Source organism: Phyllobacterium calauticae, from assembly GCF_019991125.1.
GTDB lineage: Bacteria > Pseudomonadota > Alphaproteobacteria > Rhizobiales > Rhizobiaceae > Phyllobacterium > Phyllobacterium calauticae.
Genome location: NZ_JAGENB010000001.1, coordinates 1,000,830 through 1,019,091 on the forward strand (window position 1 = coordinate 1,000,830; position 18,262 = coordinate 1,019,091).

Consider the following 18,262-nt stretch of genomic DNA (forward strand, 5'->3'; position numbering starts at 1 on the left):
GCCCTGATCATTTCGATACGGTGAAAACGTAATTGGTATCGAAAGATGGTCCGAGCTTGAAACCCTTGAGATTCGAGCGGATACCGGCAACTTCCGTCTGCTGGAACAGGAGAACGAACGGGCTGGTTGCCAGAACCTTCTTCTGCAGATCCTCATAGGTCTTGGCGCGCTTGGCAGTATCGCGTTCCAGCAGGGCCGACTTGGTTTCCTTGGTCAGATCCGGCACATCCCAGGCATTGCGCCATGCGAGCGTCTTGTTGGTGCCCGTATCGGCATTGTCCGGATTGCTGGTGAAGGTTTCCGCATTGGAGTTCGGATCCCAGTAATCCACGCCCCACTGACCGATATAGATATCATGGGTGCGGGCGCGGTATTTGGTCAGCGTCTGCTTGCCGTCGCCGGGAATGATCTCCAGCTTCACGCCGCCCTGGGCAAAGGTCTGCTGCACGGATTCGGCAATGCCCGTCACCGGCTGGCCGTTACGCACATCCATCGTCACCGAGAAACCATCCTTCAGGCCGGCCTTTGCCAGAAGTTCCTTGGCCTTCGCCACGTTGAGGGAATAGGGCTTTTCGTCCAGCTCGCCCAAAATGCCCTTCGGCAGGAAGGTCTGGTGGATTTCGCCGATGCCCTTGATCAGCTTTTCGCCGATGGCGTCATAATCGACGAGGTATTTCAGCGCTTCACGCACTTCCGGCTTGGCCAGGTTCGCATTCTTCTGGTTGAGGCTGAAATAATAGATCGTGCCCTTGGCTGCGCTGGTCGTCTTGATGTCGCTGTTCTTGACCACCTGTTCCAGATCGTTCGGCTCCAGATTGCGGGCAACGTCGATATCGCCCTTTTCCAGGAGCAGGCGCTGCGTGGCGCTTTCCTTGACATGGCGGTAGATCACGCGATTGAGCGGCGCCTTGGTGCCGTGATAATTGTCGTTGCGCTCCAGAACGAGGATTTCGTTGGCGCGCCAGTCACGGATCTTCATCGGGCCGGAACCGGCATAATTGGTCTTCATCCAGGCATTGCCGTAGTCATTGTCGACCACATGCTGCGAGACAAGCTTCTTGTCGACGACGGATGCAACCGTCGATGTCAGGCAGTTGAGCACGAAGCTCGGGGCATAGGGCTGGTCGACGGTGAAAACGAAGGTGCTCGGATCCGTTGCCTTGGCCTTTTCGGTGACATTGTCCGGCTTCAGGCCGAACTGGGTGAGGATGAAGGCGGGGCTCTTGTCGATCTTGATGGCGCGCTCGAAGGAATAGGCGACGTCTTCAGCCGTCAGTGGATTGCCGGAAGCAAATTTCAGGCCCGGCTTCAGCTTGAACGTATAGGTCAGGCCATCGTCGGAAACCGTCCAGCTCTCGGCAACGTCCGGAATGATCTTCGAGGGGTCATTGATGTCGAGGCGCACCAGCTTGTCATAGGTATTGCCGTTGATCTCGCCCATGGTGAGCTCGAAGGCCTCGCCCGGATCAAGTGTAATCACATCGTCGATGGCAAAAGCTTCGACCAGCGTATCGGCTGGCGTTGCGGCCCATGCAGGCACGCCGGATATCACGAGCGCGGAGAGCGCCGCACTTCCGACAAGCAGCCGGAATTTCGCGTTTAACTGGTTGATCAACATAATAGTCACCCCTGTTTTTTGTGTTGTTTCAGTTCGTTTCATGCCAAGCGGACCGCAGGATACGCATCCAGTTTCCGTAGCAAATCTTTGCAAGATCCTCATTTGAATATCCAGCGTCCGCCAGCGCTTTGACAAGCGCCTGATTGCCCGCCGCATCAGTGATTTCGCTGGGGATTTTAGCACCATCAAAATCCGAGCCAAGGGCCACGCAGTCGATTCCCATGCGATTGACCATATAGTCGATGTGGCGAACCATATCGCTGAGCGGCGTATCGGCATTCTCGCGGGCGTCCGGACGCAGCATCGCGACCGCATAGTTCAGGCCAACCAGCCCCTTGCGCTCGCGAATGGCATCGAACTGCTTGTCCGTCAGATTGCGTGCGATCGGCGTGAGCGCGTGAACATTGGAATGGCTGGCAACCAACGGCTGATCGCTGATCCGGGCGACATCCCAGAAGCCCTTTTCCGTGATATGGGCAAGATCAACGAGAATGCCGAGGCGGTTGCACGCCCTGACCAGATCCTCGCCCGCCGCCGTCAGACCGGGACCGGTATCCGGGTCTGACGGATAGGCGAAGGGAACGCCGTGCGCGAAAACATTGTTGCGGCTCCAGACCGGCCCGAGCGAGCGCAGCCCCGCCGCATAGAAAACCTCGAGTGCGGCCAGATCGGCATCGATCGCTTCGCAGCCCTCGATGTGCAGAACGGCGGCAAACTGGTCGTTGGCCACCGACTCCTCGATATCGGCGGTGGAACGGCACAGCTTCCATCCGCCGGCCTGTTCCAGACGCAGCGCAATCGAGGCCATTTCCAGGGAGATGTCGAGGGAGGGTGCACGCTCGAGCGGCGCAGCGAGCGGCGTAAAATAATGCCCCTTGGCATCGGGCGCCTTGAAGGCAAGATCGCCTGACGGAACATAGATGGCGCACAGGCCGCCAACGAGCCCGCCCTTCAGGGCGCGGCTCTTGTCGATATGGCCTGAGGTGGTGCCTTCAATGAATTCGCGGACCGGGTCGGCGCCGTCTTTTGAATGTTTCCACAACCGGTAAAGCACATCGTTGTGACCATCAAAGACAGGCTGCATTTCAATTCCCACTCAGGTTACCCAACAAGGCACGCCCACCGATAAATCGTTTCATCAACGTCCGGTGCTGCGTGCTTCTTCTTGGACAAAAGATCATGTCGCAGAGGAACAGGCAAGATAGGAATTGTACAAAAGTATAAGAGCAACCCCATTTGTGCCGGGCCGCCCATGCGGACGGGTTGCAACCTGTGGATCGTGGCTGCGGATTGCCAACTTGCTACCCATAGGAAGGTGAAATATTGCCAGAGCGTTGGCATGATTGACAACGGGGGGGCGCGTTGGCATGATTGACAACATCGGCGCCAAACTGATCTACCGGCACAAGAGCATATTCGCTGATGGCTCCATCATGGAGATGATAATCTGGTCCGTTCCCATACCGGTCAAAGGAAGCGTGCATCCTTACAAATACCGGCTTTTCTGGGGTCGGCACGGCAGGCGGATTGTCGGATACGACAATGAGAGAGGAAAGGCGATCCCTGCCATCTCGATGGGCGGGAATATCCGTATCGCTTCATCTCCGTCGAGGCGTTGATCACCAATTTTTATTCGGAAATTGACAGGAGAATACCTCAATGAGACGGGCAGCGATCCAGATCTGCAGCGATACGAACGCCGTCATGCGTGACGCTGCCAAGGAATTTACCAACATCTGGAACAAGGGAAGCGCCGATCCGGTTGCGACATTCACTTTCAGTTCGCCGGCCCAACTGTTTTCAATCATCACGCCCAAACGCTGGGAACTGATCGAGCATTTGCAAAAGATAGGTCCGTCCAGCATTCGCGGTCTTGCCCGCTCGCTCCGGCGCGATGTGAAGCGGGTTCACGACGATGTAACAGCCTTGATCCATTGGGGTCTTGTCGAACGTACCGAGGATGCAAAGGTTTGCGTGCCGTTCGACATCATTCACGCCGATTTTGACCTGCGGGCGGTGGCCTGACGGCAACGCCCGCAGCCGGGACTATTGTCCGGGATCAGACGTCCAGATTGGCAACGCTGAGCGCATTGTCCTGAATGAACTCGCGGCGCGGCTCGACATCATCGCCCATCAGCCTTGAGAACAGGCTGTCGGCGTCCGTCGCGTCATTGACCTTGACCTGCAACAGCGAACGGGCATTGGGATCAAGCGTGGTTTCCCACAATTGATCGGCGTTCATTTCCCCCAGTCCCTTGTAACGCTGCAGCGACAGGCCCTTGCGGCCCGTGGCAAAGACCGCCTCGAGCAGGGCAATCGGTCCGGCCAGGGATTCGGACTTTTCCTTGCGGCGCAGGACAGGCGGCTTGCCGTAGACTTCCTGCAGGCGCGGGGAATAGCGGTCGAGCTGGCGTGCATCGGCCGAACCGATCAAGGCCATGTCGAGCGTCACGGTTTCCTTGACGCCGCGCAGCGAACGCTCCAGGACATAGCCGTCGACACCGTCATCCGGGGTTGCAAGCCGGCCGGTCCAGCCTTTTTCGGTCTCTTCGGCGATCAGGTCGAGGCGGGCAGCGACTTCCTTCACCAAAAGCTCGGCACGCGGCGTATCGGAAATGGCTTCCGGATTGAGCGCGCCGGCAATGGTCGCCTGCTCGACGACGGCACGGTCGTAGCGGGTGTTGAGACCCAGCAGCAGATGACGGACAGCCAGCGCATCATTGATGACAGACCGCAGATCGGTACCGGCCCGCACTTCGCCGCCGGTCAACTCCAGCGATGCTTCTTCAAGGCCTGAATCAATCAGGAACTCCTCGAAGGCCGCTTCATTCTTGATGTATTGCGAGGATTTGCCGCGCGACACCTTATAAAGCGGCGGCTGGGCGATATAGATATGGCCGCGCTCGATCAGTTCCGGCATCTGGCGGAAGAAGAATGTCAGCAGCAGCGTGCGAATATGCGCCCCGTCGACGTCGGCGTCGGTCATGATGATGATCTTGTGGTAACGCAGCTTGTCCGGGTTGAACTCGTCCTTGCCGATGCTGGTTCCCAGCGCCAGGATCAGCGTGCCGATCTGATCGGAGGAGAGCATGCGGTCGAGTTTGACACGCTCGACGTTCAGGATCTTGCCGCGCAGCGGCAGGATCGCCTGGTTCTGGCGCGAGCGGCCGCCCTTGGCCGAACCACCGGCGGAATCGCCCTCGACGATGAAGATTTCCGACTTGGCCGGATCGCGTTCCTGGCAATCGGCAAGCTTGCCGGGCAGCGAGCTGATGCTCAGCGAATTCTTGCGGGTGATGTCGCGCGCCTTGCGGGCAGCTTCACGGGCGGATGCAGCCTGAATGACCTTTTCCACCAGAACCTTGCCTTCGGCGGGATGTTCTTCCAGCCAGCTCGACAAGGCCTCGTTGACGAGACTTTCGACGACCGCGCGCACTTCGGATGAAACGAGCTTGTCCTTGGTCTGCGACGAGAATTTCGGGTCCGGCACCTTGACGGAGAGAACGGCGGTCAGACCTTCACGGCAATCATCGCCGGTCAGCGATACCTTTGCCTTTTTCGCCTGCCCGGTGTTTTCGGCATAGCCCGTCATCTGGCGCGTCAGCGCACCGCGGAAACCGGCGAGATGCGTCCCGCCATCGCGCTGCGGAATGTTGTTGGTGAAGCACAGAACATTCTCGTGATAGCTGTCATTCCACCACATGGCGACTTCCACCGTGGTGTCATCGCGTTCACCGCGAATATAGATCGGTTCGCTGACCAGTTCCTTTTTGGTGCGATCGAGGTATTTGACGTAGGCCGTCAGCCCGCCCTCATAAAACAGCTCGAGCTCGACCGGATCGGCATGGCGGCGGTCAGCCAGAAGAATGCGAACACCGGAATTCAGGAAAGCCAGTTCGCGCAGACGATGTTCCAGCGTCTTGAAATCGAACTCGACCATGGTGAATGTGTCGGTCGAGGGCAGGAACGACACTTCCGTGCCGGTCTCGCCATTGGACTCGCCGATTTCCCGCAGCGGAGCATCGGCAACGCCATGGGTGAAACTCATTTCATGGATTTTGCCCTGACGGCGAATCTTGAGGCGCAGCCAGACCGACAGGGCGTTGACCACGGAAACACCCACGCCATGCAGACCGCCCGACACCTTGTAGGAGTTCTGATCGAACTTACCGCCGGCGTGCAGTTGGGTCATGATGACCTCGGCTGCGGAGACGCCTTCCTCGTGCATATCCGTGGGAATTCCGCGTCCGTTGTCCGTGACGGTGCAGGACCCGTCGGGATTGAGCGTGACAGTGACGCGCGTCGCATGACCGGCTAGCGCCTCGTCAATGGCGTTGTCGACGACTTCATAGACCATGTGGTGCAAGCCGGAACCATCGTCCGTATCGCCGATATACATACCCGGGCGTTTGCGGACAGCATCCAACCCCTTGAGAACCTTGATAGAATCTGCACCATATTCCGGTGAAGTTCCGGTCGTCATCTCAGGTGTATCACTCATATAAATTCAATCTTTTCTTGGCGCCGTGAACTGGCGTGAAGGACCCGGGCGAATCATGCCCGGCTGCAAACCTAGATATAGTGGTTAATGTACGTTTTTCCAATTCTTAGCCTATAGGCTATCCACGGATCATGGCTAAAAAACGCCTGATCGACGCGGAAATCCGTGCCTGAACCTTGCACTATGGCACAGATTAAGGCTGAGCCCGGCCCGCCTTCTCGCGCAATTCATTCCGGGCGGCACGCCACGGACCGGAACACAGCGGTGCACGCTACCTGATAATCTGGATTCCGGTCGGCGCCGGCCTTGCAATGGGAGACTGGGCGTCGAAAAACGCCTTGACCTCGGCGAAGTCGAGACTGCCGGTTTCATCGCGATCGATTTCCCGGAAATGATCGGAAAAATAGCCCACACCGGCTTTTTCCGCCGAAGCGACGGTGACACGCTGCGTGGCAGGGTCAGCCGCCCGGTCGAACAGAGAACGGATACGGCGGTCGATGGCGCTGTCCACGCCCTCCGGCGTGATCGGCTCCGGATTTCCCTGTCCCGGCTGGTCATGCGGAGGAATGGCGCGCAGCGCGCGCGCCCGCATGTCCGGATCCGGCCGAGTCAAACTGATGGAATCCCCGGCATGGGAGCCCGGTGCTTGTGCGCTGACAGCGAGCAAAACCGTGACCATCGACAAAGCAAACTTACTCATGGCCATCCCTTTCCACGCGGGGTGCATTCAATCCGGCAATCATGTTCGTCTGGGGCTGGGCATAGAATGCATCGAGATCCTGCATGACACGCTCATAGGAACGGGTCTTGCCGGACGGAACGCCGTGACCGCCCTCATAGGTTTTGACCGGTACCTTGGCCGCCAAGCCAGCGCGCGTTATGTTCAGTTCCGTCTGATGAAACACGGTGTTGAGGTCGTAATAGCCGTGCTGGATGAGAACCTTCAGGCTGGGGTTCAAGGTCAAGGAAAAAGCCATATCCGGAAGACTGGTTCCCAACCTGCCTTCGGCACCAGACAGCCTTGGATCAGGTTCAAAATTCCAGTTATCGATGATGCCTCCGTTGAGACCCAGATAAGGCGACGTCGACCTGTAGTTCATGAAACCGGCCTGATAGGTTTTTATGAAATCATAATAAATATCGGCCCGATCCAGCGAGGGATCGATTGCCTGTCTGGACAAAAACTCCCGTCCGTCATTGATGACAAGCTTACCCTGCACCGGATCGAACTTTTCAAGGAATTGCATGGGATTGAGGTTGGGCGTTTCGATCCAGGGATTGTCCTTGGACACATTCCCTTTCTGGTACGGTTTGCCTATGCCGGTAAGCGAGTAGAGCCTATTGAGGAAATCTTCAGCATTGGGTTGACCTGCGTCCGAAACGGACCAGTTGGGTGCCTTGAGGTAGGCGTCCCATTGGATTCGCTCAGAAGCCGCTTGCGAAACGCCCGGGAATACGGCCGGATACAGGCTGTTGAAGGTGATGGCAAATGTGCGGACATCCGACAGAAATCTCGCGATCTTTGACGCCGCAGTTGCTGGATCGGCCGTTTTCAGATCCTCGGTCGTCAGATCCTGACGTCCGGCGGGTTTGCCGTGATAGGCGGCAATCATGGCGTAGGTCGGCAGCGCTCCCCCGCAGGAGAAGTTGGATTGGCGGCAGTCTGTTTTAAAGTCCAGCATCGGCGAGTTCAGGATCAATCCGGCCAGGATATTGGCCGGCTTGCCGTCCGGGCCAGCCGTATAATCGCGACTGCCGCTTTCGATGAGGCGGCGCCCGATGATCGGCGCACGCACACCGCCATAGGATACACCGTAAATATATTTCGGCGAGCTTTGCCGGCCGGTGAGGTTGATGTAACGGGTGATAAAGTCACGCAGGACCTTGGCGTCGCTGTCGACGCCCCAGAAATCCGCGTTTTCATACGGCCGGATCGCTGCGGAATAACCCGTTCCAACCGGATCGACAAACACAAGATCGGTTTTGTCGAGCAGCGTATCGGGATTATCGAGCAGCTTCAGTTCCGGTGACACCGTATCGATTTTCTTCGGTCCAAGAAAATCAAGGTCCAGATCCGCAGAAGCGCCGCCCGGCCCGCCATTGAACACGAAGGTGACCGGGCGGGTTTCGCGCGGCAGGTCGTCACGCGTATAGGCCGTATAGAAAATGGCGGCTTGCGCATCGAGTCGCGCCAGATCAACCGGCTTCGGCGGGGCACTTTCCCAGTCATAGGCGATCATATGACCGGCGGTTGCGGTGAACGGAATCACACTCCCCTTGAGGTTGATCGTCTGCGCCTTGCTGGAGGGCGTTTCGCTCACGGCAAGGCGCTCAACCGCATCGTAAGGCTCATAGGCAAAGACGGCACTCCCGGGCACCGGCTGCACGGGCTTGGGGGCGGTAAAAGTTCCTGACGAGGCGGTTGAAGCGGATTTTTCGGAATCGGAGCCGCCACTGCAGGAGACGAGAAACACCGCCAGCAGGGGCCAGTACAGGCGGAAAGCCATGGTCACAACCTCATAATAAAAATCGATAAAATACTTAAGCTATTGATATAATGAGATAAAACTGATAACAAATCTGATTTTCGGCCAGTCGTTTCGACTGTCTCACAAAAATGGCGGTGCATGGGATGAGTACACCCTGCCCGACCCTACCTCGTCAATTAGCCATTGGTCGATAAGCCGATGGCGAACCGGCGAAGGGCCAGGACATTGCAGGAATCGGGGTTGGATGGCTGGACATCGGGAAACAACATCCCCACATCGTGGGTCTGGAGGCCGCCACATGGACACTGTCAGAACCGCATTCATTCCCCCCGCACCGGTGCCGCGCACGGGCCCGGTCGGCACGATCGAGCTGATCCGCACCATTTACCGCAATCCGCTCGAATTGTGGGGAGAGCCGTCCTACAACGAACCATGGGTATCCATCGACTGGGCCTTCCAGCACACGATCATCGCCAATGATCCCGGTCTGATCCGCCACGTCCTCGTCGACAATGCCAAGAATTACAAGATGGCGGCGGTGCGCCAGCGCATCCTGCGCCCGATCCTGCGCGACGGGCTGCTGACAGCCGAAGGCGAGACCTGGAAACGCTCGCGCAGGGCCATGGCGCCCGTTTTTACTCCGCGCCACATCAACGGTTTTGCCGAAGCGATGAAGCGGACCACGGAAAGCTTTGCCGAACGCTATGAAAGCGTTGCAGGCACCGTCGATGTGTCCCGCGACATGACGATGCTCACCTATGATATCCTGGCGGAAACCCTGTTTTCCGGCGAAATTGCCGGTGAACCCGACGAATTCGCCCATGAAGTCGACCGCCTGTTCGAGACAATGGGGCGCGTCGATCCGCTGGACCTCCTCGGTGCGCCGAGCTGGCTGCCGCGCTTCACCCAGATCCGCGGCCGCAGGGCGCTGGCCTTCTTCCGCAAGATCGTTGCCGAGACGATCGTCCTGCGCAAGGCGCGCATGGACCGGGATGGCGACGCCGTCCCCAACGATTTCCTGACGCTGCTGCTGCGCGCGGAAGGGCCGGACGGGCTGTCGCGCGCCGAGATCGAAGACAATATCATCACCTTCATCGGCGCCGGGCATGAAACCACGGCACGCGCATTGGGCTGGACGCTCTATCTGCTGGCACAGGCGCCATGGGAACGCGATCTGATCGAGCAGGAAATCGACGCCTTCATGCAGCAGGACCCGCTGCCGGCGCCGCATGACTGGCTGAATGCCCTGCCCTTCACGCGGGCCGCCTTTGAGGAAGCCATGCGCCTCTACCCGCCGGCGCCTTCGATCAATCGCGAGCCGGTGGAGGACGATCAGTACAAGGATCTGCATATTCCCAAGGGGTCAGCCATTCTGGTCATGCCATGGACGGTGCATCGCCATCGCCTCTACTGGGACAATCCCGAAGCCTTCGTGCCCTCGCGCTTCCATCCGGAAAACCGCGATAAAATCGACCGTTTCCAGTACCTGCCGTTCGGCGCCGGACCGCGCGTGTGCATCGGCGCCAGCTTTGCGCTGCAAGAGGCCATCATCGCGCTGGCAACGCTGCTGCACAGATACCGTTTCGATACGGTGGGCACGGCAAAGCCATGGCCGGTGCAGAAACTGACCACGCAGCCCGATGGCGGCTTGCCCATGGCGGTTTCGGCAAGGCGGTAGGGAATGGCTTCCAGACAACCAAAATCTCTGCCTATTGATTTCATCTGAAATTAAAGCTACATTCCTTTCAGATGAAAGGTATAGACATGTCGGCACTCACCCAACGCACACCGGAACACACCAGCAAGACCGCCGTTGTTTCCAAGGCTTTGCTGCGGTCGTCCGAACTGCTCGGGCTGACCGCCAAGGAACTGTCGACCGTGGTCGGCCTGTCGGAGCCCAGCATATCGCGCCTGAAGCGCAGCGAGGATGGCACGCCGCTCACCGGCAAGAGTTATGAGCTGGCGCTGCTTTTCATCCGGCTCTACCGTTCGCTGGACGCCATTGTCGGCGGTGACGACAGCGTCGCCCGGCAGTGGATCCGCACCGACAACAGCATGCTGGGGGGCAAGCCGCTCAACCGCATCAAAACCATTGACGGTCTCGCCCATGTCCTTGCCTATCTGGACGCCCGACGCGCTCCGATCTGAGGCGCGCGACCGGCATGGCGCCTGCTGGCGTCTCGTTGAGGCGCAACACCGCGTTTCCACCATGAAACTTGTCGATACGCTCGACGAGCAGGCTTTGCTTGAGGACGAGATCGAAGCGACCAAGCCGCCCCTGCCGCCGGATTGCGCCCGGCTCGATTATCTCCTGGCAACGCCCTTTCGCTATGGCCGCTATCCCGGCAATTCACGCTTCCGGCGCGAGGGCTATTCCCCCGGCGTGTTCTATGCCAGCGAAGTGGTTGAAACGGCCGTCGCCGAGACGGCATTCTACCGGCTCTTGTTCTTCAGCGAGAGCCCGGGGACGCCCTGGCCGCGCAATGCACTGGAATTCACCGCTTTCGAGAGCCGCTATGCGACGAAGCGCGGTATCGATCTGCTGGCCCAGCCCTTTGCCCGGCATGCGGAGCATTGGGCGCACCTGACCGACTATACGGCCTGCCTTGCGCTGGCCGACGCGGCGCATCAGGCGGGCATCGAGATCATCCGCTACCAGTCGGTGCGCGACCCCGCGGGCGGCGCCAATCTGGCGCTGCTCTCCTGCGGCGCCTTTGCCATGCCGCGCCCCACGCACACGACGACGTGGCGACTGGTGTTTTCCGATTATGGCGTCAAAGCCATCTGCGACCAGCCGGACATCCGGCTGGGTTTCAGCCGCGCGATCTTTGCCGGCGACCCGCGCATGGCAAGGACGCTGCGCCCGTAAGACCGTGGCCTAACCGAGCCGCGCCGCATGCCAGGCGACGTGATCGGCCATGAAGGTGGAAATGAAGAAATAGGAATGGTCGTAACCATCGCGCATGTTGAGCGTCAGCGGAATATTGGCCTGCCGGCACGCCTCTTCCAGGAGCCATGGCCGCAGGCCGTCGTCGAGAAAACCATCAGCCTTGCCCTGATCCACCAGTAGTTCCGGCAGCCTGTGACCATCCTCGATCAGCAGCACGCTGTCATAGGCACGCCACGCCGTCTCGTCGGTGCCGAGATATTTTTCAAAGGCCGGACGCGACCAGCCCGCGACACCCGGCCGGGCGATGGGGGCAAAGGCGGAAACGGAGCGGTAACGTCCGGGGTGTTTCAGCGCCAGCGTGATGGCGCCATGCCCGCCCATGGAATGGCCCAAAATACCCTGCCGCGCCATATCGACGGGAAAATTGGCGGCGATCAGCGCCGGCAGTTCCTGCGCGATATAGCTCGCCATGCGGTAGTTGTCGGCATAGGGCGCCTCGGTCGCATCGAGATAAAAACCGGCGCCTGACCCGAACTGCCAATTGTCCTTTTCATCAGGCACGTGATCGCCGCGCGGACTGGTATCCGGGCAGACGATGGCAACGCCGTGCTCGGCCGCCGCCCGGCGATACTCACCCTTGTCCATGACGTTCTGGTGGGTGCAGGTGAGACCCGAGAGATACCACAGCACCGGCACCGGACCATCCTTGGCCTGCGGCGGCAGAAACACCGCGAAGGTCATGTCGCACTGGCAGGCATCGCTGCGATGGCGATAGACTCCCTGCGTGCCTTCAAAACTCCTGGCGATCGATAGCGTTTCCATGACAATTCCCGTGGTTTTTTGAGCTGATTACTGGCCGAGCGCGACAGCGACATTGACCGCCGCTGCCACAAGCACCGTGTTGAAAAAGAAGGAAACGATGGCGTGCAGCAGGTTGACCTTGCGCATTTCGGTGCTGGTGACCGCCGTATCGGAGGTTTGCGCGGTCATGCCGATGACAAAGGAAAAATACAGAAACTCGATGCCGCCCGGCTCCTTTTCGCCAGGGAAATCCAGCCCGCCGACATGTTTGCGCGGCTTGTCCTTGGTGCCCTCTGCCGTTTCATCCGGCTGCCAGTAGAGATGCGCATAATGGATGGCGGCCATGGCATGGATGGTCGCCCAACCCAGCGGCACGGCGGCCAGCGCGGGAACAAGATTGATCAGCTGCGGATGCTTGCCGCTGTTGATCAGCACGAAAAGCGACCCCACCGCCACGATAACCGTGCCGAGGGTAACGGCAAAAATGACCGCCATGGGCTCGTCGGAACGGGCAGCATTCTTCCTGAGAAAATCCGCCGTCAGCCGGCGGATCTTGAACGCTGTCAGGATGAGATAGACGATGAAGAAGGTGTTTGCGCCGAGCACATAGGCAAGGTGCGGGTAGAACACCAGGGCGAGCGCCAGCGCGGCGAGACCGGCAACAGCTGCGATGTAAAAGGGATTGTGCCGGTGCAGCATCGCCTTCTACCCCGCCGTTTGCGCCGTCACCGGCCGCTGCATGTCGACATGCGGAATATCATCTTCCAGATATTCGCCCGACACCGGCAGAAAGCCGAAGGATTTATAAAACCGCTGCAGGTGGCTTTGCGCCGACAGTGCGATGGGGCGGCCGGGAAAGCGGGTTTCGCAGGCGGCAATGGCCTCGGCCATCAGCTTTTCGCCGAGCCGCTTGCCGCGATGCGCGGGCGAGACGACGACCCGGCCGATGCGCGCCGCATCCATGCCGCCATGCGGCGGGCGCAGGCGGGCGCTCGCCGCCAGTTCATCCCCGAGGAGAAGCCGCAGGTGCAACGCGTCGAGATCCTTGCCATCAAGTTCCGGATAGGGGCATGTCTGCTCGACGACGAAGACATCGACCCGCAGGCGCAGCATGGCATAGAGATCGCGCGGGCTGAACTCATCCATCCCGCGCACATCCACCGTGTAGCCGTCACCGGTCATCAGAAGACGACGACCGAGCGGATCGACTTGCCCTCATGCATCAGGTCGAAGGCGGTGTTGATTTCCTCAAGCGGCATGGTGTGGGTGATGAGCGGGTCGATCTCGATCTTGCCTTCCATGTACCAGTCGACGATTTTCGGCACGTCGGTGCGGCCGCGCGCGCCGCCGAAGGCCGTGCCGCGCCAGTTGCGCCCGGTGACCAGCTGGAACGGCCGCGTTGCGATTTCCTTGCCGGCTTCCGCCACGCCGATGACGATGCTGGTGCCCCAGCCGCGATGGCAGCATTCGAGCGCCTGGCGCATCACATTGGTATTGCCGGTTGCATCGAAGGAGAAATCCGCGCCGCCATCGGTCAGGTCCTGGATGGCCTGCACCACCTTGTCATTGCCGACCTCATTGGGGTTGACGAAATGGGTCATGCCGAATCTTTTCGCCATCTCGACCTTGGCCGGGTTGAGATCGACACCGATGATCTTGTCGGCGCCAACCATGCGCGCGCCCTGGATGACATTGAGGCCGATGCCGCCGAGACCGAAGACCACCACATTGGCGCCGGGCCAGACCTTGCCGGTGTAGATCACCGCGCCGATGCCGGTCGTCACGCCGCAGCCGATATAGCAGATCTTGTCGAAGGGCGCGTCCTCACGCACCTTGGCCAGCGCAATTTCCGGCAGGATGGTGAAATTGGAGAAGGTGGAGCAGCCCATGTAATGGAACACTTCGCCGCCATCGCAGGAAAAGCGGCTGGTGCCGTCGGGCATGACGCCCTGCCCCTGAGTCGAGCGGATGGAGGTGCACAGGTTTGAGCGCTGCGACAGGCAGGTCTTGCACTGGCGGCATTCGGGCGTGTAGAGCGGAATGACATGGTCGCCAACCTTCAGCGAGGTGACGCCTGCGCCGAGCTCGCGCACGATGCCCGCGCCTTCATGGCCGAGAATGGCGGGAAATTTGCCTTCGGAATCAAGGCCGGAGAGCGTATAGGCATCCGTATGGCACACGCCGGTGGCCATGACTTCCACCAGAACCTCGCCCGGCTTCGGCCCGCCGATCTCGATGGTCTCGATGGTCAGTGGCTTCCTGGCTTCCCAGGCAACGGCGGCGCGCGATTTCATGCGAATTCTCCCTGATGCGTCTTTCAACATGCGGTCTACTGATTTGCAGTTGTGCACTATCAGGATCACACCGGGGATCGTCAATCAAATCGGCGACATTTGCTTGCGCAAATGCCGCCGATTGCTGCATCCGGGCCTTCCTCAGACAAATGCCCTGTCACGAGGGCCCTATTCGACAACCTGCACATCGCCCTTCGGCTGGCGCTTCACCGGCGAACGCGCATCGAGAAAGCGCTTATACTCCCCATAAGTGATGAAACCATCCTGGTTCGCGTCGATCTCAGCGAAATGGTCCGAGACGAAACCCCATCCGGTATTTTTGGCTGCCGCCATGGTGACGAGATGCGAGGATGGATCGGCGGCCTTGTCGAACATTTCCTTGAGATGCCCGTCGACTTGCGCCTGCAGACCCTCCTGATCCAGCTTGGGCGGGACATATCCTTCCGGATAGGGCGGCGGGGCCGCCAGATAATCATTCACCTTATGCAGATTACCTTTATCCAGCTTGGCCCGGTCAAGCGTGGCATGAATGGCAGGCGCGGTCATGCCAAAATTCATCGCCGCCGCTGGCAATATATTGATGGTAGCAAACCCGCAGCCAACCGTTAAAAAAATCAAAAACCGATTGTGTGTCATGATACAATTTTCCATTTTTCTGAGCACTAACATCTGGTTTTACCGAGCTGATTGGCTCGAAGTGGTAGCGGGTAGAGGCCCGCCAAGAAATTTAGCAAGTATCACTTTTATGTTATCGACCGCTATTTTCGTTGCCGTAAATATCTGGTCGTTATCGGGGGTGGCTGGCAATTTCGTAACGGTAGTATAAATCTTTTCTAGTTTCTCTAGATAAGACTCCACTTCTGGGTTCGATTTATGCGGGGTTAGCTTGTCAATAAGCACTTTTATCTCCGCTAACAATGCAGTTGGGGTAGTTGCTGCCGGAGGGATAACGGGGTTTGCCAGAGGAGGGGCTGCAAGCACGACGACTGGAGGAGTGGTTGCCACGGGAGGTCCTTCAACGGGAAGCAACAAGCCCTTCAAATAAGTTTTGGCCTCAACCAATTCCTTACAGCTTTCCTCCAACTCATCAGGAGACTTGTTCTTCAGCAAAGCTGGTGCAATTGAAACTAAATCATACATATTTTTCAATCTCTTCAGTGTACCAACGTCGCTTGGGCTCAATTTCTCAGGAGATACTTTTTCTGCGATTTCAAGAACTTCCTTCATCTCAGCAAGCAGTTTAGCCACCATAGCTGGGATGGCAGCGGGGGTGGTTACCGTAGGAGCTGTGGCGGTAGGCGTGCTTGCCGGAGGTGTAGCGCTGGCCAGTGGAGCTACCGGATGGCTCGGCGTAAATCCTTCGACTGGCCCACCGATCTTGCCCGAATAGAATTGGTCCAATAAAGCCTTGATCGGTCCCCGCGACGCTTCATTGCTGTAGGTCATGTGACCACCTTCAAAGGTTTTCACCGGAACGCGATCCATCAATCCGGCATTTTCCAGATCGAGTTCCGTCTGATGGAAGGGCGTGATTATGTCTGTATAGCCATGCAGGACAAGTACCTTCAGGTCGTTTTGCAGGGTCAGACTTTCGATCAAATCCGGGATACTCGTTCGCAAGCGGCTGGTGCTGAATTTCACCTCCGGATCGGGAGTCCAATCCCAGGATTGAAGAATATGATGGTTCAACCCTATGTAATTTGTTGTCTTGTTGGTATATCCGACAAAATGAGGCAACAGGTCGGCAATGGCAGCGTCGCCACCAGCTGAGTCAGCGAAACTTGGATCATAGTTCATGCCTGGCACGGCCGTGCGCGCGTCGTAAACATTGAAACTGTACCCAGGAATTAGCTGATTGAGAAATGTGAATTCACCCATATTGGGGTGTTTCACCCATGGGCTATCCACGATGTCTCCAGGTTGATTCAAGCCAGTGTACTTGTGCAAATCCTTCAAATACTTGGATCCGTCGGGAGATGATACATAGTTAGACCAGGCCTTTATTTGGATACATCTCAATTGAAGATATGGATCGCCAAATAACGGTTGAATGTTCGTTATGGTATTAATGTAAGTATCGAAGAAATCTCCGCTTTTTACCGATTTTTCTGTTGAAGGCTTTATTAATGATTGTTTAAGGAGAACAAACTCCTTACCGGAAAGCAGCTCGCGCTTGAAACTCGATATATCGACATCAATCTCGATCGGCGGTATTGGCACGGCAGCGGCTGTCGGCGATGAACTTATAGCAGCTCCTTTTGCCTGCGACTGAGCACACGATTTGGTAAGCGCAAACAACGGTTGTCCTTGGGCCCCCAAACTGATCTCCAACGCTGCGGCAATAAACGCCTTTGCAGGCGTCGGGGCTAGAGCGTCAAGGAACTTCAATTTCTCTTCTTTCGCTTCTTCAGACAGATGCCTGAAGTCATTTGGATCAGGCTTCGCCAATTCCTCAAGGTAGTCCTGCTGCGGAGTCTTGCCCGACGGGTTGGCTATTTTGCTGATGATCGTCTGTTGCACGGTACGGTAAGAGGTTCCCCCGAATTTGCGGACTTCGGCTAAAAAATCTTCCAACGGGCGCTTGCCCCGCGCGGACGTCAGACCGAAATAATCAGCGGTTGCCGCATAGGTCGGCAAAAGCCCTTCGCAGGATACACCTTTATACGGATCGCAGCCGCTGTTGTAGTCCAGAAGAGGCGATTGCAGGACAATGCCTGAGAGCACTACGGGCGGCTTGCCTGAGGGATCGGGCAGGTAGTTGGCGGTTCCCGCTTCGAGCAGAAGCCGGGCGGTGATTGGCGTGCGGATGCCGCCATAGGATTCGCCATAGAGATATTTGGGCGAACTCTGGCGGTTATAGGTGTTGATATAGCGGGTGATGAAATCACGCAGCAGCTTCGGATCGCTGTCAATGCCCCAGAACTCGTCATTGCGGTGCGGCGCTATAGCGGAGGAAAAGCCGGTGCCAACCGGATCGATGAAAACAAGGTCACTCTGGTCCAGCAGCGTCTCCGCATCGTCGATGACCGGGAATGTGGGCTGGTCTTTCTCGAAATAGTCCGGCGGGATGACTGGCGGGTTGATGACCATGCGTTTCGGCGCCCAGGAGCCGAGATGCAGATATTTCGACGACGATCCCGGCCCGCCGTTCCAAAAGAAGGTGACGGGACGGTTTTCCCTTGGCAGATCATCCCTAGTATAGGTGGTGTAGAATATAGCCGCCTGCGGGTCCTTGGCACCTCCATCGACAGCTGGTTTATAAGCCACCAGATGCCCGGCGCGGGCGGTGAATTTCACAGCTTCGCCCTTGATTTTCATCGTATGATGCATGAGTGAGGTGACTTCGCTCACCTGGCTTAGTTCAATGGAATCGTTAGCCTTGACGCCATAGACCGTGTTGTCTTCCAGCGGGCGGTCGACATCGGCCAAAATGGTTGGTGCGGCCACAGCGCTTGGTACACGCTCTACGGGTGAATCGAACGTTCCTCCTGATAGATCGGTCGTTGTCGGAGAGTCGGATGAATTGTTGCATGCGGCCAAGACGGCCAGAATCGAAAGCGAGAGAATTCGTAATTTCATGTGTGAAAAATTCCCCAGTTTGAAAAGTGCTTATGAAAGCGGCCAAGGTGCAAAACGGAGCGAGGCAGTGTCAATTGAGCGAAAGTCTCA

The 18,262-nt window shown here is 58.0% G+C and carries 16 protein-coding genes; 5 read left to right on the plus strand and 11 right to left on the minus strand.

Translation table 11 applies throughout. The features are described from left to right. Window positions 1-7: 7 nt before the first annotated feature. Complete coding sequence (locus J1W56_RS05090; RefSeq protein WP_404927951.1) at window positions 8-1,618, minus strand: ABC transporter substrate-binding protein; 1,611 nt, start codon at window positions 1,616-1,618, stop codon at window positions 8-10. A gap of 28 nt (window positions 1,619-1,646) precedes the next feature. After that, the gene (locus tag J1W56_RS05095; RefSeq protein WP_223612203.1) at window positions 1,647-2,702 is read right to left on the minus strand and encodes a dipeptidase; all 1,056 of its coding nucleotides are present in this window, start codon (window positions 2,700-2,702) and stop codon (window positions 1,647-1,649) included. Between the two features lie 283 nt (window positions 2,703-2,985). Between J1W56_RS05095 and J1W56_RS05100 the strand changes: the two genes are divergently transcribed. Continuing rightward, window positions 2,986-3,237: a toxin-antitoxin system TumE family protein gene (locus J1W56_RS05100; RefSeq protein ID WP_223612204.1), complete on the plus strand. Its 252-nt coding sequence runs from the start codon at window positions 2,986-2,988 to the stop codon at window positions 3,235-3,237. A gap of 40 nt (window positions 3,238-3,277) precedes the next feature. Beyond that, window positions 3,278-3,643 (plus strand): HVO_A0114 family putative DNA-binding protein, encoded by a 366-nt coding sequence (locus J1W56_RS05105; RefSeq protein ID WP_223612205.1) that lies wholly within the window; start codon window positions 3,278-3,280, stop codon window positions 3,641-3,643. A gap of 34 nt (window positions 3,644-3,677) precedes the next feature. On the opposite strand, the gene gyrB is transcribed toward J1W56_RS05105, so the two are convergent. The 3 genes from gyrB to J1W56_RS05120 all read right to left on the minus strand — a co-directional run bounded on the left by gyrB (window position 3,678) and on the right by J1W56_RS05120 (window position 8,626). Then, window positions 3,678-6,119 (minus strand): DNA topoisomerase (ATP-hydrolyzing) subunit B, encoded by a 2,442-nt coding sequence (gene gyrB, locus J1W56_RS05110; protein WP_223612206.1) that lies wholly within the window; start codon window positions 6,117-6,119, stop codon window positions 3,678-3,680. Window positions 6,120-6,390: 271 nt separating this feature from the next. After that, window positions 6,391-6,819, minus strand: coding sequence for a hypothetical protein (locus J1W56_RS05115; protein ID WP_223612207.1), 429 nt, complete (start codon window positions 6,817-6,819; stop codon window positions 6,391-6,393). Further along, a complete protein-coding gene (locus tag J1W56_RS05120; protein ID WP_223612208.1) occupies window positions 6,812-8,626 on the minus strand; it encodes a S10 family serine carboxypeptidase-like protein in 1,815 nt (604 codons plus the stop codon). The genes J1W56_RS05115 and J1W56_RS05120 overlap by 8 nt, the downstream gene beginning before the upstream one ends. 280 nt (window positions 8,627-8,906) lie before the next feature. On the opposite strand from J1W56_RS05120, the gene J1W56_RS05125 reads away from it, so the two are divergent. The 3 genes from J1W56_RS05125 (at window position 8,907) to J1W56_RS05135 (ending at window position 11,477) form a co-directional block, all read left to right on the plus strand. Further along, a complete protein-coding gene (locus J1W56_RS05125; RefSeq protein WP_223612209.1) occupies window positions 8,907-10,286 on the plus strand; it encodes a cytochrome P450 in 1,380 nt (459 codons plus the stop codon). An 86-nt stretch (window positions 10,287-10,372) separates the two neighbouring features. Beyond that, complete coding sequence (locus J1W56_RS05130) at window positions 10,373-10,756, plus strand: MbcA/ParS/Xre antitoxin family protein (RefSeq protein ID WP_223612210.1); 384 nt, start codon at window positions 10,373-10,375, stop codon at window positions 10,754-10,756. Continuing rightward, a complete protein-coding gene (locus J1W56_RS05135; RefSeq protein WP_223612211.1) occupies window positions 10,716-11,477 on the plus strand; it encodes an RES family NAD+ phosphorylase in 762 nt (253 codons plus the stop codon). The genes J1W56_RS05130 and J1W56_RS05135 overlap by 41 nt, the downstream gene beginning before the upstream one ends. A 9-nt stretch (window positions 11,478-11,486) precedes the next feature. On the opposite strand, the gene fghA is transcribed toward J1W56_RS05135, so the two are convergent. The 6 genes from fghA to J1W56_RS05165 all read right to left on the minus strand — a co-directional run bounded on the left by fghA (window position 11,487) and on the right by J1W56_RS05165 (window position 18,172). After that, the gene (fghA, locus tag J1W56_RS05140) at window positions 11,487-12,320 is read right to left on the minus strand and encodes an S-formylglutathione hydrolase (protein WP_223612212.1); all 834 of its coding nucleotides are present in this window, start codon (window positions 12,318-12,320) and stop codon (window positions 11,487-11,489) included. Window positions 12,321-12,347: 27 nt separating this feature from the next. After that, on the minus strand, window positions 12,348-12,998 hold the full coding sequence (locus J1W56_RS05145; RefSeq protein WP_223612213.1) for a DUF1345 domain-containing protein: 651 nt from the start codon (window positions 12,996-12,998) through the stop codon (window positions 12,348-12,350). Window positions 12,999-13,004: 6 nt separating this feature from the next. Next, entirely contained in the window at window positions 13,005-13,481 is a 477-nt protein-coding gene (locus J1W56_RS05150) for a GNAT family N-acetyltransferase (RefSeq protein ID WP_223612214.1), read from the minus strand. After that, a complete protein-coding gene (locus J1W56_RS05155; RefSeq protein ID WP_223612215.1) occupies window positions 13,481-14,593 on the minus strand; it encodes an S-(hydroxymethyl)glutathione dehydrogenase/class III alcohol dehydrogenase in 1,113 nt (370 codons plus the stop codon). The genes J1W56_RS05150 and J1W56_RS05155 overlap by 1 nt, the downstream gene beginning before the upstream one ends. A 168-nt stretch (window positions 14,594-14,761) precedes the next feature. Next, window positions 14,762-15,139, minus strand: coding sequence for an EF-hand domain-containing protein (locus J1W56_RS05160; RefSeq protein ID WP_223612216.1), 378 nt, complete (start codon window positions 15,137-15,139; stop codon window positions 14,762-14,764). Between the two features lie 129 nt (window positions 15,140-15,268). Further along, window positions 15,269-18,172 carry a S10 family serine carboxypeptidase-like protein gene (locus tag J1W56_RS05165; RefSeq protein WP_223612217.1) on the minus strand — a complete coding sequence of 968 codons (2,904 nt, stop codon included), beginning with the start codon at window positions 18,170-18,172 and terminating at the stop codon, window positions 15,269-15,271. Window positions 18,173-18,262 lie beyond the last annotated feature (90 nt).

Coding starts and splice junctions, on each gene's coding strand:
- J1W56_RS05090 (WP_404927951.1), bottom strand. CDS start 1,618: ATGTTGATCAACCAGTTAAACGCGAAATTCCGGCTGCTTGTCGGAAGT.
- J1W56_RS05095 (WP_223612203.1), bottom strand. CDS start 2,702: ATGCAGCCTGTCTTTGATGGTCACAACGATGTGCTTTACCGGTTGTGG.
- J1W56_RS05100 (WP_223612204.1), top strand. CDS start 2,986: ATGATTGACAACATCGGCGCCAAACTGATCTACCGGCACAAGAGCATA.
- J1W56_RS05105 (WP_223612205.1), top strand. CDS start 3,278: ATGAGACGGGCAGCGATCCAGATCTGCAGCGATACGAACGCCGTCATG.
- gyrB (WP_223612206.1), bottom strand. CDS start 6,119: ATGAGTGATACACCTGAGATGACGACCGGAACTTCACCGGAATATGGT.
- J1W56_RS05115 (WP_223612207.1), bottom strand. CDS start 6,819: ATGAGTAAGTTTGCTTTGTCGATGGTCACGGTTTTGCTCGCTGTCAGC.
- J1W56_RS05120 (WP_223612208.1), bottom strand. CDS start 8,626: ATGGCTTTCCGCCTGTACTGGCCCCTGCTGGCGGTGTTTCTCGTCTCC.
- J1W56_RS05125 (WP_223612209.1), top strand. CDS start 8,907: ATGGACACTGTCAGAACCGCATTCATTCCCCCCGCACCGGTGCCGCGC.
- J1W56_RS05130 (WP_223612210.1), top strand. CDS start 10,373: ATGTCGGCACTCACCCAACGCACACCGGAACACACCAGCAAGACCGCC.
- J1W56_RS05135 (WP_223612211.1), top strand. CDS start 10,716: ATGTCCTTGCCTATCTGGACGCCCGACGCGCTCCGATCTGAGGCGCGC.
- fghA (WP_223612212.1), bottom strand. CDS start 12,320: ATGGAAACGCTATCGATCGCCAGGAGTTTTGAAGGCACGCAGGGAGTC.
- J1W56_RS05145 (WP_223612213.1), bottom strand. CDS start 12,998: ATGCTGCACCGGCACAATCCCTTTTACATCGCAGCTGTTGCCGGTCTC.
- J1W56_RS05150 (WP_223612214.1), bottom strand. CDS start 13,481: ATGACCGGTGACGGCTACACGGTGGATGTGCGCGGGATGGATGAGTTC.
- J1W56_RS05155 (WP_223612215.1), bottom strand. CDS start 14,593: ATGAAATCGCGCGCCGCCGTTGCCTGGGAAGCCAGGAAGCCACTGACC.
- J1W56_RS05160 (WP_223612216.1), bottom strand. CDS start 15,139: ATGACCGCGCCTGCCATTCATGCCACGCTTGACCGGGCCAAGCTGGAT.
- J1W56_RS05165 (WP_223612217.1), bottom strand. CDS start 18,172: ATGAAATTACGAATTCTCTCGCTTTCGATTCTGGCCGTCTTGGCCGCA.